General features: G+C 74.0%; 8 protein-coding genes and 1 CRISPR repeat array (1 of these 9 only partly in view). Of the genes, 4 read left to right on the forward strand and 4 right to left on the reverse strand.

What is annotated here, in order from left to right; genetic code table 11:
* Positions 1 to 43 precede the first annotated feature (43 nt).
* Positions 44 to 796 (forward strand): thioesterase II family protein, encoded by a 753-nt coding sequence (locus F4562_RS30715; RefSeq protein WP_375782462.1) that lies wholly within the window; start codon positions 44 to 46, stop codon positions 794 to 796.
* 145 nt (positions 797 to 941) lie between these two features.
* On the opposite strand, the gene F4562_RS30720 is transcribed toward F4562_RS30715, so the two are convergent.
* Both F4562_RS30720 and F4562_RS30725 read right to left on the reverse strand, forming a co-directional pair.
* Positions 942 to 1,973, reverse strand: coding sequence for an acyl-CoA dehydrogenase family protein (locus tag F4562_RS30720; RefSeq protein WP_184540100.1), 1,032 nt, complete (start codon positions 1,971 to 1,973; stop codon positions 942 to 944).
* A gap of 2 nt (positions 1,974 to 1,975) precedes the next feature.
* Positions 1,976 to 3,145, reverse strand: a complete 1,170-nt coding sequence (locus tag F4562_RS30725) for an acyl-CoA dehydrogenase family protein (protein WP_184540102.1) — start codon at positions 3,143 to 3,145, stop codon at positions 1,976 to 1,978.
* Between the two features lie 88 nt (positions 3,146 to 3,233).
* Between F4562_RS30725 and F4562_RS30730 the strand changes: the two genes are divergently transcribed.
* Genes F4562_RS30730 through F4562_RS30740 form a run of 3 tightly spaced genes read left to right on the forward strand, consistent with a single transcriptional unit; the run spans position 3,234 to position 11,234 of the window.
* Complete coding sequence (locus F4562_RS30730) at positions 3,234 to 6,518, forward strand: non-ribosomal peptide synthetase (protein ID WP_184540104.1); 3,285 nt, start codon at positions 3,234 to 3,236, stop codon at positions 6,516 to 6,518.
* Complete coding sequence (locus F4562_RS30735) at positions 6,515 to 7,327, forward strand: thioesterase II family protein (protein ID WP_184540106.1); 813 nt, start codon at positions 6,515 to 6,517, stop codon at positions 7,325 to 7,327. The genes F4562_RS30730 and F4562_RS30735 overlap by 4 nt, the downstream gene beginning before the upstream one ends.
* Entirely contained in the window at positions 7,305 to 11,234 is a 3,930-nt protein-coding gene (locus F4562_RS30740) for an SDR family NAD(P)-dependent oxidoreductase (protein ID WP_184540108.1), read from the forward strand. The genes F4562_RS30735 and F4562_RS30740 overlap by 23 nt, the downstream gene beginning before the upstream one ends.
* A gap of 140 nt (positions 11,235 to 11,374) precedes the next feature.
* Here F4562_RS30740 and F4562_RS30745 read toward each other — a convergent pair whose 3' ends face one another.
* Together F4562_RS30745 and F4562_RS30750 are read right to left on the reverse strand one after the other, a co-directional pair.
* Entirely contained in the window at positions 11,375 to 12,388 is a 1,014-nt protein-coding gene (locus F4562_RS30745) for a hemolysin family protein (RefSeq protein WP_184540110.1), read from the reverse strand.
* Positions 12,385 to 13,752: a hemolysin family protein gene (locus F4562_RS30750; protein ID WP_184540112.1), complete on the reverse strand. Its 1,368-nt coding sequence runs from the start codon at positions 13,750 to 13,752 to the stop codon at positions 12,385 to 12,387. Before F4562_RS30750 ends, F4562_RS30745 begins: the two co-directional genes overlap by 4 nt.
* 388 nt (positions 13,753 to 14,140) lie before the next feature.
* A CRISPR array of direct repeats spans positions 14,141 to 14,404; the repeat unit is 29 nt; unit sequence GGGACCATCCCCGCGTGCGCGGGGAGCAC (it continues 1,412 nt past the right edge of the window).

Here is a 14,404-nt window from a genome sequence, read left to right on the forward strand (position 1 = left end):
CAACGTGAATAATTCCGTAATCCCTCCTCCGCGTCCCAGGCGCATTTCCTCGACCGATTCTCGATGGTTTCTCAAGCCGCCCTCAAGTGAAAGTCGAGTCCGGCTTTTCTGCTTTCCCTACTCCGGGTGCGGGGCGTCCATGTTCCGGGGCTGGCCCGCCCGGCTGGGCGAGGCCGGCGAGGTGGAGGTCGTCCCGCTCCAGCTCCCGGGGCGGGAGAACCGCACCCGGGAAGGGCATTTCGGCACCTACGAGAAACTGGCCGACGCGGCGGTCGACGGCATCGCGCCGTATCTCGACCGCCCGTACGCGGTGTTCGGCCACTGCGGCGGGGCACTGCCGGCGTTCGAGACCGTGCTGCGCGTCCAGGAGCGGGGGCTGCGCCTTCCGGAGCGGGTCTTCGTCTCCTCCCAGGTCGCCCCGCAGGACGGCCCGTACGGCCGGTTCCTGCGGTTGAGCCCGGCGGAGCTGGAGCGGGAGCTGCGCGGGCTGCTGGCCGCCCTCGGCTCGCCCGCCCCCCGCAGCGAGATGGTCGAGCTCTTCCTGGACGTGCTGATCGCCGACGTCGAGGCGAACAAGCGCTACCACCGCGAGGCCGTGCCGCTCGGCTGCCCCGTCACGGTGATCGGCTGGTCCGACGACGTCGAGGTCCCCCACCACCTGATGACCGGCTGGGACGCCTGGGCACCCTGCGAGAAGACGGTGCTCGCGGGCAGCCACTACACCTTCCTGGACGCCCCCGGCGAGCTGACGGAGACCCTCGCCCGTTTCCTGTCGCCGGTGAACCCCCGCTCGTGATCTTCCAGTCGCGGCCCCGGCCCCCTCGCCGTGACCGCCGGTCCCGGCCCCCTTGCTGTGACCGCCGGCGCCGGAACGCGGCCGGCCCCGGTACCCGCCGCCGGTCGGCGGCGACGGGTACCGGGGCCGGAGTGCGGATGCGCGCCTACCGGGACGCCGAGCCCAGCGCGGCCAGGCGGGCCCGGCCGATCTCGGGCCAGAGCCGCTCCGCCGGTCCCAGCCGCACCGCCTCGACCGAGGCCGTCCGGTAGGCCGAGGCCGCCCGGGAGCCGGACAGCATGCCGCGTGCCCCGTGCAACTGGAGGTTCAGCCGGGTCGCGCGCAGCGCGTGGTCGGCCGCCGCGGCGAGGACCTGCGCCGCCGCCACCGTCGTGTCCTCCTCCCGGTCGTGCAGCCACGCGGCCTCGTGCAGCAGGAGCAGCCAGCCGTCGCCCTCGGCCATCAGCGCGGCGAGCCGGTGGCTGACGGTCTGGAACTCCACCAGCGGACGGCCGAACTGCAGCCGCCGGTTCACGTGCTCCTTGGCGACGCGCAACGCCCCGGTGGCCAGGCCGAGCAGCAGCGCCGCCTGCCGCACCCGCGCCGCGTCCAGTGCCCGGCCCAGCACGGCGGGGTTCAGGTCCAGTTCGTGGGCACGTGCCCCGGAGAAGTGCAGCCGGACGGCGGGCGTGCCCAGCACCTCGGCGGGTTCGGTCCCGCAGGTCGCCTCCCTGACCGGCAGGACGAACCAGCGGTGGGCGCCGCCCTCGACCGCGGCCCGCGCGACCACGACGTCCCACGGGCACGCCTCGACCGCCTCGCCGACCCCCCACAGCCGGCCCTCGCCGTCGCAGCGCAGCGTGACGGGCGCGTGCAGGCCGAGCGTCGTGGCCAGCGCCTTGCCGTCCACGGCCGCCGCCAGCGCGTCCTCCACCTCCCGGGGGGCCTCTTCTTGGAGCAGGTCCAGGCACAGGGCGGTCTCCCGGTAGCCGGGCAGCGTCTCCATCGCCGTGCCCAGCTCCGTTCCCACGATCACGTCGGCGCCCAGCCCGAGCCCCAGGCCGCCCCACCGGGGCGACAGGCTCACCGCCGGCACGCCGATCCCGGCCAGTTCCGCCCGCGGGTCGCCGGTCCGGGTCAGGGCCAGCTCCACGGCGCCGGCCAGCCGCTCCTGTACGGGGTTGAGTTTCAGGTCCATGGTCATCGGCTCCTTTCCCGGTCGTCGGGGACGTCGCCGAGCAGGCGGGCGCCGGCGACGACCTCCAGCAGGACCTCCGACGCTCCGCCGGAGATGGTGAGCCCGGCCGCCTCCCGGTAGGCGGCCTCCAGCGCCCGGTCGGCGTCGGCGGGGAACGTGGTGACCATCGGCAGGCCGAGGGTCTCCAGGGCCCACCACGCCACCCGCTGCGCCGACTCGCTGCAGTGCCACTTCGACAGTGACGCCTGGATGATGTCCGGCTCGTCGTCCTGCAGGCGTTGCATCACCCGGGAGGCCAGCAGCCGGCTCGCGTCGAGCCTGGCCCACCGGCGGGCCAGGCCCGCGGCCTCGGCGTCCCCCGCCGCCCCGTCGCAGGCGAGCGACTCGGCCGACAGTCGCATCCAGTTCAGGCCGCGGGCGTAGTAGTCGAGCCCGCTTCGCTCGGCGGAGAACAGGCGTGTGATCAGTGACCAGCCCGCGCCGGGGTCGCCGAAGACCGCGTCGTCCGTGACCCGCACCCCGTCGAGGCGCACGTCGTGGAACTGCTCGTCGGCCATGCTGGGGATGGGCTTGACGGTGATCCCCGGGGTGGACATCGGCAGCAGGAACAGCGTGATGCCCTCGTACCTGCTCGCGGCGTCGTCGATCCGGGCGGCGCAGAGCGCCAGGTCGGCGTACGCCGTCTTGAGGTTGTACTTCTTGTGCCCGTCGATGACCCATTCCGATCCCTCGCGCCGGGCCCGGGTGGTTATCCCGGCGAGATCGGAACCGTTGTCCGGCTCGGTGAAAAGAATGCATGCGGAAAGCTCTCCCGAGGCGAGCCTGGGGAGAATTGTCTTCTTCTGCTCGTGGGTTCCCGACTGGAGGATGAGGGAACCGATTATCTGGACGGATATGTAGTAAAGGCTGCTCGGTATCCTGTATCTCACGAGCTCCTCGAGAAGCGCTATAGTCTCGGTAAAGTCACCGCCCCTCCCGCCGTACTCCGCAGGCCATGCCGGGGCCAGTGCACCCGCCGCCCCCAGCACCCGGAACACCTCTCTGACGTCGCCGTCCATGCCGTCCTCGCGTGCGGCGACGCGGGCCAGCAGATCCCTGACGGATCGTTTCCCGAACAGTTCCGCGAGCTCCGAGCGGAATCTTCCGGTGCGCTCGGGAATCGTGAAGTCCATGACGACCACCCTTGTTCGCCCTGTGGGCCCGTATTACAGTGTGCTGACGTGTAAACGGTTTCAAAGTCGAATATAGAGGACGCGCGCGATGGTTCAAGAGAGCGAACTCGTAAGGCGACTGCGCAATCTTCCCCCGGATCGGAGGGCCGAGTTCCTCCGCAATCTCGAAAATGTCTCGAGAGGCGCCAGGGTCTCCCCGCTCTCCTTCCGGCAGGAGCAGCTCTGGGTGCTCGACAAGATCTCGCGGGCGAGCGCGGGGTACGCCCTGGTCTTCGCCTTCCGGCTGGAGGGCGAGCTGAGCGTCGAGGCCCTGGAAGGAGCCCTCGACGACGTCCTGGAGCGCCACACGGTGCTGCGGTCGGTGATGCCGCACGAGCACGCGGACGGGGCCCAGGTGCTGCGTCCCGCACGCCCGGCGCGGCCGACGGTGGAGAAGACCGCCGCCGAGGAGCTGGACGCCCGCTGCGCCGCCGTGGTGCGGGAGGAACTGGAGCGGGGCTTCGACCTCGACAACGGGCCGCTGGTCCGCCACCGCCTGCTGGCCGTGGACGACCGCACCCACGTGCTGCTGTGGGTCACCCACCACCTCGTCTTCGACCGCAGATCGGCCGGCGTGGTGCTGCGCGACCTGATGGCCGCCTACGAGGCCAGGCTCGGCGGCGGCCGGGCGGCCGGGGCCGCGGCCCCGCACTTCGGCGAGTACGCCTCCTGGCAGCGCGACTGGGTGCGCGGGCCGGAGGCCGCCGCGGCGGCGGCCTGGTGGAAGGAGACCCTGGCCGGCTGGGAGAGCACCGAGATCCCCGCCGACCTGCCCCGCGGGCGGCTGCTCGACTTGACGGCCGAGACGGTCTCCGCCCCGCTCGACGCCCCGGTGCGCGAGGCCGCCGCGGCGCTGGCCGACCGGCTGGGCGTGGCGGCGGGCGACGTGTTCCTCGCGGCGTTCCTGTCGGTCCTCGGGCGGGTCACCGCCCGCCGCGACCTGGTCGTCGGGCTCCCGGTCAACGTGCCCGGCCCGTTCGACCCGGCCGCCCTCGTCGGCGACTGCGGCAACCTGCAGCCCGTCCGCGTCGAGGTGGAGGGGGCGCCCGGCCTCGCGGAGATCGCGCGGCGGGTGCACCGGGCCAGGACCGAGGGCGAGCGGCACGCGGCGCTGCCGTTCAAGCTGATCCTGGAGGCCGTGGGCGTCGAGCCCGACCCGGGGCGGCTGCCCCTGGTGCAGGTCGGGTTCGAACTGCGCGACGACGCGGCGCCCCGGGCGGAGGCCGGTCCGCTGCGCGCGGTCGCCGAGCAGGTCGAGACCGGCGGCGCGACCCTGGAGCTCGACCTCGTCGTGCAGCCGGACCTGGTGCGGGTGCGCTACGTCACCGCCCTCTACCGGCGCGGGACCGCCGAGCTGCTGCTGGAGCGCTACCTGCGGGTCCTGGCGGCCGGCTGCGCCGGCCCGGACGTCCCGCACGAGAGGCTGCCGCTGGCCGGGGCGGACGAGCGGCGGGTGATCTTGGAGGAGTGGAACGTCCCCGTCGGGCGGCGCGAGCCCGAGCTGATCCACAAGATCTTCGAGGAGCGCGCGCGGGAACGTCCCGGCGCGGTCGCGGTCGCCGGGCGGGACACCGAGATCACCTACGCCGAGCTGGACCGCCGGGCCAACGGCGTCGCCGCGCGGCTGCGCGAGCTGGGCGTCGGCCCCGAGGACTTCGTCGCGGTCGCCCCCCCGCGCGGCCCGCGGCTCGCCGAGGCCGTCCTGGGCGTGCTCAAGGCGGGCGCCGCGTACGTCCCCGTCGACCTGGGCAACCCGGCCGGGCGGATCGCGGCCATCCTGGACGACTCGGCCGCCAGGATCGTCATCGGCGACCGTGAGACGCTGGCGGGCCTGCCCGAAGGGCGGTGGCAGGGGCTGGACCTGGACGAGGCCGGCGAGCGCGACGAGGCCCCGCCCATCGAGGTCCCCCCGTCCGCGCTCGCCTACGCGATCTTCACCTCCGGTTCGACGGGCCGGCCCAAGGGGGTGCTGGTCGAGCACCGCAACGTCGTCAACTTCATCCGCACCGTCCAGGAGATGTTCTCCCTCACGCCGGACGACCGGGTCGTGCAGTTCGCCTCGCCCGGGTTCGACGTCTCCACGTTCGAGCTGTTCTCCGCGCTCCTCACCGGCGCCCGGCTCTACGCCGTCGACGACGAGGAGCGGCGCTCGATCGACCGGATCGACGCGGTCCTCGCCGAGCAGCGGATCACCGTCATCGACCTCCCGCCCGCGATCATGGAGCTGCTCGACCCCGCCCGCTACCCCGACCTGAGGATCGCCTTCGTCGGCGGTGAGGCGTTCACCGGGGAACTGACCACCCGCTGGGCGGCCGGGCGGCGCTTCTACAACGGCTACGGGCCGACCGAGACCACCGTCACCGTCGTGGCCAAGCTGTGCGAGGGCGTGTGGCGCGGCTCCCCGCCCATCGGCCGGGCCATGACCAACCACCGCGCCTACACCCTCGACGGGGAGATGGGCCTGCAACCGGCCGGCGCGGTGGGGGAGCTGGCCGTCGCCGGAGCCGGACTCGGCCGCGGCTACCTGGGACGGCCCGACCTCACCGCCGAGCGGTTCCGCCCGGACCCGTACGGCGAGCCCGGCTCGCGCGTCTACCTCACCGGCGACCTCGCGGCCTGGAACGCGGACGGCGACCTGGTCTTCCACGGCCGGGCCGACCGGCAGGTGAAGATCCGCGGGGTGCGGATCGAGCTGGGCGAGGTGGAGAGCGCGCTGCTCACGCTGCCCGAGGTCGGCAGGGCGGTGGCCGAGGCGGTCCCCGACCCCCGGGGCGGTTCCCTGCTGGTGGCCTACCTCGTCCCGGCGGAGGGAGCCACGCTGCAGCTCGACACGGTCCGAGGAGCGCTCACCGAGCGCCTGCCGCCCCCGATGGTGCCCAGCTTCCTCATCCCGCTCGACGAGGTGCCGCTCACGCTCAGCGGGAAGGTCAACCGCAAGGCGCTGCCCCCCGTCCGCTTCGCCGACCCCGTGGAGCAGGCCGAGGCCGAGGCCGAGGAGCGGACCGAGACCGAGCGCAGGGTGGCCGACGAGGTGTTCCTGCCCCTGCTGAGGGTGCCGCGGGTGAGCAAGCACGACAACTTCTTCGCCCTGGGCGGGACCAGCCTCCAGGCGATCCGCATCGCCCCCCGGGTCAAGGCCGTCTTCGACGTCGACCTGCCCATCGCGGACTTCTTCCAGAACCCCACCGTGACCGGGATGGCCCAGGTCGTCGAGGGCCTGGTGGCGCGCAGGGACGAGGCGCGGCGGACCATGCTGGCCGCCCTGGAGTTCGTCGAGGGCCGCACCGACGAGGAGGTCGCCGACCTGCTGGGCACACCGGGCGGTGAGCGGTGAGCGCCCCCGCCCGGCGCGGCTTCACCGCCGAGTCGCCCTGGATCCGGCGGGCCGCCCGCGACGCCCCCGCGATCCGGCTGTTCTGCTTCCCGTACGCCGGAGCGGGCGCCTCGCTCTTCCACGGCTGGCCCGAGCTGATGGACGAGTCCGTCGAGGTCGTCGCCGTCCAGCTCCCCGGCCGGGAGGACCGCACCCGCGAACCGCTGCCCGCCTCGATGGAGGAGCTGGTGAGCGCGTGCGGGCTCAGCCTGTTGCCGTACGTGTCGGAGCCGTTCGCGCTCTACGGGCACTGCGCGGGAGCGCTGCTCGCCTACGAGGTGGCCTGCGAACTGCGCGACGTCTACGGCGTCGAACCTGCGGTGCTGCTGGTGGCCGCGCACGCCGCACCCTGCCTGGGGCCCGTCGCCGACCCGCTGCACGCGCTGCCGGAGGAGAGGTTCGCCGAGGAGCTCGGGCGGCTGGGCGGGATACCGGAGGCGGTCCTGGCCAATCCGGGGTTCATGCGGGCGCTGCTGCCGACGCTCCGCGCCGACTTCACCCTGTTCGAGAGCCACCGCAGCCCGGACCGCCCGCCGCTGTCGTGCCCGATCGCCGTCCTGCGCGGCGACCGGGACACGGTGGTCGGCGACGCCGGGTACGCGGCCTGGAACCGCCACACCACCGGCCGGTGCGAGCAGGTCGTGGTCCCCGGCGGTCACTACTTCGTCAACGAGTTCGACCGTGACGTGGCCGGCCGCGTCGCCGCCGCGCTCACCTTCCGGAACGTCCCCACACAGGAGGCAGGCGATGGGTCAGGGAATCGGGAGTAGACCGGCCGATCCGGCGGCCGTGGAGTCCGCCCTCAGGAGCCTCCCCGGGGTCGGGGACGCCGCGGTCGTCGTCCGGGGCACCTCCCGCACGCCCGAAGACGCACCTTCCGGCCCGGCGCCGGCGGCGTCGTCCGTGTCACCGGCCGTGTCGCTGTCCGCGTCACCGACGGCCCCCGAGGCGATCGTGCACGGCCCCCCGCTGGAACCGCCCGGCGACGCGCCCGCCACCCTCCAGGAGGCGCTCATCCGGGCCGCGACGCGGTGGCCCGGACGCGGCACCACCTACGTGCTGCCCGACGGCGGGCAGGATCGGCAGACCTACGCCGAACTCCTCCAGGAGGCCCTGCGGGTGCTGCGGGGCCTGCGGGAGCTCGGGGTGCGTCCCGGCGACGCGGCGCTGCTGCAGTGCGCCGACAGCCGGTCGTTCGTCACCGCGTTCTGGGCGTGCGTGCTGGGCGGTGTCCTGCCGACACCGGTCGGCCCGGCCCCCGGCTACGGCCGCGAGAACGCGGTCACCCGCAAGCTGCGCTCCGCCTGGCGGCTGCTCGACCACCCCGTCATCGTCACCGACGACGAACTGCGCGACCCCGTGGCCGGCCTCGGCCGCACATGGTCGGAACCGGCGCTCACCGTGGCGAGCGTCACGGAGCTCGGCGCGGGGGCGGCGGCCGAGCCCGTCCCGGTGGGCCCGGACGACCCGGTTCTCAACCTGCTCACCTCGGGCAGCACCGGCACCCCCAAGTGCGTCCGGCACGCCAGCCGGTCCATCGTCAACCGGACGTTCGCCACGATCGACGCCAACGGTTTCACCCCCGAGGAGGTCTCCCTCAACTGGATGCCCCTGGACCACGTCGGCGGCATCGTCATGTACAACGTGCGCGACGTCATCCTGGGGTGCGACCACGTCAACGCCCGCACCGACGCGTTCGTCCGCAGGCCGCTGTCGTGGCTCGACTGGGCCGACCGGTTCGGCGCGACCAACACCTGGGCGCCCAACTTCGCGTTCGCGCTGCTCAACGAGTGCGAGGACGAGATCGCCCGGGGCTCGTGGGACCTGTCGCGCCTGCGCAACATCTGCAACGCCGGCGAGGCCGTGGTCGCGCGCACCGCCCACCGGTTCGTGGAGCTGCTGCGACCGCACGGCCTGCCCGAGGACGCGATGGTCCCCTGCTGGGGCATGTCCGAGACGTCCTCCGGCGTCACCTACTCACGGCTGCGCCACGACGACCACACCGCCGGGACGATCTGCGTCGACCCCAGGTCGCTCGGCGGCGAGCTGCGCGAGGTGCCGCACGGCACCCCCCGCTCGGTCGTGCTCACCGAGGTCGGCGCACCCGTCGCCGGGGTGTCACTGCGCATCGTGGACGGTGCGGGCGCCGTCCTGCGGGAGGGCCAGGTCGGACGGCTCCACGTCAGGGGAGCGACGCTGCTGCGGGAGTACTACCGCAACCCCGAGGCCAACGCGGAGGCGTTCACCGCCGACGGCTGGTTCGACACCGGCGACCTCGGCCTGCTGCGCGGCGGCAGCCTCACCCTCACCGGCCGCGCCAAGGACATGATCATCGTCAACGGCGCCAACTTCCCCGCCCACGACCTGGAGTCGGTGGTGGGGCAGGTGCCCGGCGTCCGCGCGACCTTCGCCGCGGTCTGCGGCGTCTCCGACCCGCAGCTCGGCACCGACGCGGTCGTCGTCTTCTACGTCCCCTCCGGCGCGGACACGCCGCGCGACCGGACGGCCACCGCGATCCGCGCCGCCCTGGCCGCGGAGACCGGCCTGCAACCCCAGGCCGTGGTGGCACTGGAGGCGGAGGAGTTCCCCAAGACGGCCAGCGGCAAGATCCAGCGTTCCCAGCTCGTGGACGCCTACCGGGAGGGCCGCTACGACGGGCGGCTCGACGAGCACGGCGACGACGGGCCCGGCGCGGCGGACGCCTGGATGTTCGAACGCGTGTGGGTGCCCGACGAGGGCCGCCCCGCCGACCCGCCGCGCGAACCGGTGCTGGTCTACGGCGACCGGGCGGTCGCCGCGGCCGTGGGCCGCGTCACCGGGCACCCGGTCGCGTGGATCCGGCGGGGCACGGCCTTCCGCGACCTGTCGGCCGACCTGCCCGACGCCGCGGTAACCGCTGTCGGCGCCTCCGCCGCGGGCACCGTCCCGTCCGCCGAGTTCTCCGGCTCCGGCGCCGTCCCGGACGTCTCCGCCTGCGTCGAGATCCTCCCGCTGGACCCCGCCCAGCACGAACACGCCCTGGAGGTGGTCGTCGCCCGCGCCGGCGGCCTGCCCCGGTTCGCCGTCCACGCCTGGGAGGCGGAGCCGGACAGTGGCCCCGGGGCCCGCGACGCGGACGACGCCGCCGAAGGGCTGCTGCTCGCGCTGCGGGCACTGGCCGCCGCCCCGGAACCCGTGACCGTCGGGGTGATCACCTCCGGCGCCACCGGGGCACGCCCCGGCGAACCGGTGGAGCCCGGCCGCGCCGCGCTGACCGGGCTCGTCCGCACCGCCCACGCGGAGGGCTCGTTCGCCGGAATCCGGCTGGTGGACCTCCCCCCGGGCACGGTGCCCGCGGACGAGGCGGTCCGCGCGGCCCTCGCCCCGGCGTCCCCGGCGGGCGAGGTCACGGCGCTGCGGGACGGGCTGCCCCACGTGCCGCGGCTGCGGGCCGTCCCCGAGCGGGGCGGGCGGGCCGTCCCCGCCGAGGTGCTGCGTCCCGGCGGCACCGCGCTGCTGGTGGGCGGGCTCGGCGGCATCGGCGCCCAGGTCGCCGCCTACCTGCTCGCCGCGGTGCGGGCCAGGGTGCTCGTCGTGGGCCGCACCCCGCAGGAGAAGCTGGACGACGAGCGGGCCGCGACCCTGCGCAGGCTGCGCGCGCTCGGCGAGTGCTCCTACGCCGCGGCCGACGCCGCGGACGGGCCCGCGATGAGCCGGGCCGTCGCCGAGGCGGAACGGGCCTGGGGACGTCCGCTGGACACGGTCATGCACCTGGCGGGCGCCGACGTCCGGGAACAGTGGAAGGACCTCGGCGGCCACCTGGTCGTCAACGAGCGGCCCGAGTGGTTGCGGCACATGCTCCGCCCCAAGCTGGCCGGCGGCCGGGTGCTGGAGGAACTGCTCGCCTCACGGCCGGAGACGTCCGTCGTGCTGTTCTCCTCGGTCAACGGCTTCCTGGGCGGGGCGTCCTTCGGCTCCTACGCCGCGGCCAACGCCGCCCTGGACGGCTTCGCCGGGCGGTGGGCCGGGCAGGGCCGGACGGTCCGCTGCCTGGCCTGGAGCATGTGGGCCGACGTCGGCATGAACCGCGCCAGCCCGCTGACCGAGGCCGCGCGGAGCCGGGGGCTGCGGGTCGTCGACCGCCCCCGGGGCCTGGCGCTGCTGCTCGACGCGCTCAACCAGGACCACCCCTACCTGCTGCTGGGCGCCGACCCGGCCAACGAGCACATGTGGCCGCACCTCGTCGCGGGCGGAGCCGCCGGCGCCAGGGTGCTCGTCGCGATCGTGCCCGACGGGAGCGTGCCGGAGGACGAGCTGGAGAAGGCGGTCGGCGGCGTCCTGGCGGACCTGCCGCTCGGCGCGGCGGCGCGGACCGTGCAGGTCCGGCGCATCCCGCGCGGCGCCGACGGGAGCGTGAACGTCACCGCGCTGCTGGCCTCGCGGGCCGGCCCGGCCACGGCCCACGTCCCCCCACAGGGCGAGGTGGAGAGCGGGATCGCCCGGATCTGGGGCGAGGTCGTCGGGGTGGAGCAGGTCGGCCGCGAGGACACCTTCTTCGGGATCGGCGGTAACTCCATCCTCGCCATGCGCGCGGTCGACCGGATGAACCGGGAACTCGGCGGGGACCACCCGGTCGCCGTCATCTACGAGCACCCGGTGCTGCGGGAGCTGGCGGCGGCCCTCGCCGGGCGGAGATGAGGCCGGACAGGTGCGGGACGCCTGTCGAGTAACCGGTCGTCGTCAAGCACCGTCGCCGGGGCCTCGGAGGCCTCGGACATGAGGATCTCTCCGTGAGGCGTGGCCGCCGGCCGGCGGCCGCACCTCACGGAGAGGTGACTCTACGCCCCCACCAGCAGCCGGGCCAGCAGGTCGTCGAGGAAGACCAGCCCGGTCGGCGCGCCATCGCCGGTGCGCACCAGCGCCAGCTGACTGCGGGCGGCGCGCATCGCCGAGACCGCGGCCGAGACCGAGGTCCCGGCCGCCAGCTCGGGCAACCGGTAGGCCATGTCACGCGCCGTCACCGGGGCACCGCGCCGGCGGGCCAGGTAGGCGTCGCGGACGTGGACCACCCCGGCGGGCCGGACACCGTCCCACACCACCACGCGGGTACGGCGTGTGCCGGCGCACACGTCGATCACCTCCTGCGGTGAGGCCGGTCCCGGAACGCCGACGATGTCGGCGACCGGGACGACCAGTGGGGCGATCGAGGCCGTGGGGGCGTGCAACGCCTGGGTGATGACGGCGTGCTCGTCACCTTCGATCAGCCCGAGACGGCGGGACTCCTCCACCAGGTGCCGCAGCTGGGCGGGGGTGCGCGGGTGGGAGACCTCGTCGCGAGGCTGGATCCGCGCCAGGCGGAGCAGCAGGTTGCTGACGCCGTTGAGCAGCCGCAGCACCGGCCGGACCGCCACGGTGAAGGCGCGGAACGGCAACGCCAGGATGGTGGCCGAGCGCTCGGGGCGGGCGATCGCCCAGGACTTGGGGGCCATCTCACCGATCACCATGTGCAGGAACGTCACGACGGCCAGCGCGATGACGAAGGCGACGGCGTGCGCGGCGGCCTCGGGCAGGCCCCAGGCGTGGAACAGCGGGGTCAGGGATCCGGCGATCAGCGGTTCGGAGACCACGCCCAGCCCCAGGGAGCACAGGGTGATGCCGAGCTGAGCGCCGGCGAGCATCAGCGACAGCTCCCGGATGCCCTTGACCGCCGCCGCGGCGGCGCGGTCACCCCGGGCGGCGGCTTTCTCCAGCCGGTGCCGTTTGGCGGCGACCAGGGCGAACTCGGCGGCGACGAAGAAGCCGTTGCCCGCCAGCAGCGCGACGGTCAGGGCAAGACCGAGGGGCAGGTTCACCTGTCCTCACCCTCCTCATCGCGGGCGTCGTCGTCCGTACGGCGGACGGGACGGAGCCGGACCCGGTCGGGCACGTGCCGGTCCACGCTCACGACCTCTATCTCCACATGGGTGGGCGTGCCTTCGGCCATGTCCGGCACCAGCTCGACGGTGAGCGCGTCGCCGACCGCGGCGAAGCGGGCCAGACGGTGCAGGAGCAGACCGCCGACGGTGTCGTAATCGTCCTCGTCCGGTAGTTCCAGATCGGTGGCCAAGGCCACCTCGTCGACCCGCAGGCCCGCGTCGACCTCCCAACCGCCCTCGGTCTCGACGACCGGCGGAATGTCGAGATCGTTCTCGTCGGTGATCTCCCCCACCAGCTCCTCGGCAACGTCTTCCCAGGTGACCAGGCCGGCCAGGCCGCCGTGCTCGTCCAGCACGCAGGCGACCTCCTCGCCCCGAGCGTGCATCTGCGCCACCAGCTCCGGCAGCGGCATCGAGAACGGCACCACCAGCACATCGCGGGTGATCTCCCCCACCCGCGTGCCGGCCGCCCCGGCGGGCGGGATCGGGGCCAGCTCGCGCAGGCTCACCACACCGGCCACCTCACCGGGGCCGGCACCGAGCACCGGGTAGTGGGTGTGGCCGTGGCGGGCGATGAGCTCGTCCAGCTCCGGAACCTGAGCGGAACCGCTGACGGTGACGACGTCGGCGCGCGGGACCATGACCTCCTCGGCGGTGCGGTCGGCGAACGCCAGCGCCCGCTCCAGCAGGTCGGCCTGGTCACCGGGCAGGTGGCCGTGGGCCTCGGACTCACCGATGATGTGCCCGAGCTCCTCCAGGGTGGCACCGTGGTGCAGTTCCTCGACCGGCTCGATGCCGACGCCGCGCAGCAGCCGATTGGCCGCCGAGTCGAACAACCGGATGACCGGTCCGGCGACCGTCATGTAGACCAGGGTGGAGGCGGCCAGCGCACGGGCCAGCGGCTCGGGCCGGGCCAGCGCGAGGTTCTTGGGGGCCAGCTCACCCAGCACCATCTGGACGACGGTGGCGATGACGAACCCGAGCACCAGGGCGACGGCGTCGACGGCGCCGCCGCTCAGCCCGAGCGCCTCCAGGCCGGGCGCGACCAGCTCGGCCAGCGCCGGTTTGGCGATGAACCCGACGACCAGGGCGGTGACGGTGATGCCGAGCTGCGCTCCCGAGAGCATGAACGACAGTCGTTCCATCACCTTGACGGCGCGAGCGGCCTTCTTGTCACCGGCGGCGGCCTGCTGCGACAGGGCGAGGCGGTCGGCGGTGACGTATGCGAACTCCTGGGCGACGAAGTAGCCGGTGGCCAGGGTCAGAATCAGGACGGCCAGCAGGCCGAGGGCGATGCTCATCACGGGGCTCCTCGCGAGGCTCGTCGCGGGGCTTCTCGCGGGTTCCCGCCTCGCCCGGGGCGGGTGCTGCTATGGCCGGGGTCCGATGACACGGACACCACCACCTCGTTCCTTTCTCCTGCGGCCCCGCGAGGCCGTCTCACACTCTCCCGCCGGCCGTCGCCACCGAAGAGAACCGAGCACGCGCGCCACGGCGGCCGGCTGTGTGATCAGCCCACCATGGGGTCCTTTCCCGAGGTCAACGCCGGAGGCGGCGGAATCGTGCCCGGTGTGAGGCGGGTCATACCGGTGTTCCCGCCGAGCCTCCTGTCCACCCGACCGGCGGCGCACACCGCCCTTACGCACTGACTACGACAACGACAGGTTGTTACATCGGCAGGCGGGTGGTGGCACCATCCCCGCGTGCGCGGGGAGCACTACGGTCTCCAACGTGGCGACCGTCCGCGCCAGGGACCATCCCCGCGTGCGCGGGGAGCACTCCGCGGGCATCGACGGAGCCGCCGTGTGGACGGGACCATCCCCGCGTGCGCGGGGAGCACAAGGCCCTGCGCTCGGGCGGCGGCACCATCGTGGGACCATCCCCGCGTGCGCGGGGAGCACTCGACCCAGCGCAGCGTTCCACGCCCCTCGCCGGGACCATCCCCGCGTGCGC

The organism is Streptosporangium becharense, assembly GCF_014204985.1.
In the GTDB taxonomy this organism is placed as follows: Bacteria; Actinomycetota; Actinomycetes; order Streptosporangiales; family Streptosporangiaceae; genus Streptosporangium; species Streptosporangium becharense.

What these genes read in the sequence shown, in the direction of transcription:
- F4562_RS30720 (WP_184540100.1), bottom strand. Translation starts at nt 1,973, where the DNA reads ATGGACCTGAAACTCAACCCCGTACAGGAGCGGCTGGCCGGCGCCGTG.
- F4562_RS30725 (WP_184540102.1), bottom strand. Translation starts at nt 3,145, where the DNA reads ATGGACTTCACGATTCCCGAGCGCACCGGAAGATTCCGCTCGGAGCTC.
- F4562_RS30730 (WP_184540104.1), top strand. Translation starts at nt 3,234, where the DNA reads ATGGTTCAAGAGAGCGAACTCGTAAGGCGACTGCGCAATCTTCCCCCG.
- F4562_RS30740 (WP_184540108.1), top strand. Translation starts at nt 7,305, where the DNA reads ATGGGTCAGGGAATCGGGAGTAGACCGGCCGATCCGGCGGCCGTGGAG.
- F4562_RS30750 (WP_184540112.1), bottom strand. Translation starts at nt 13,752, where the DNA reads ATGAGCATCGCCCTCGGCCTGCTGGCCGTCCTGATTCTGACCCTGGCC.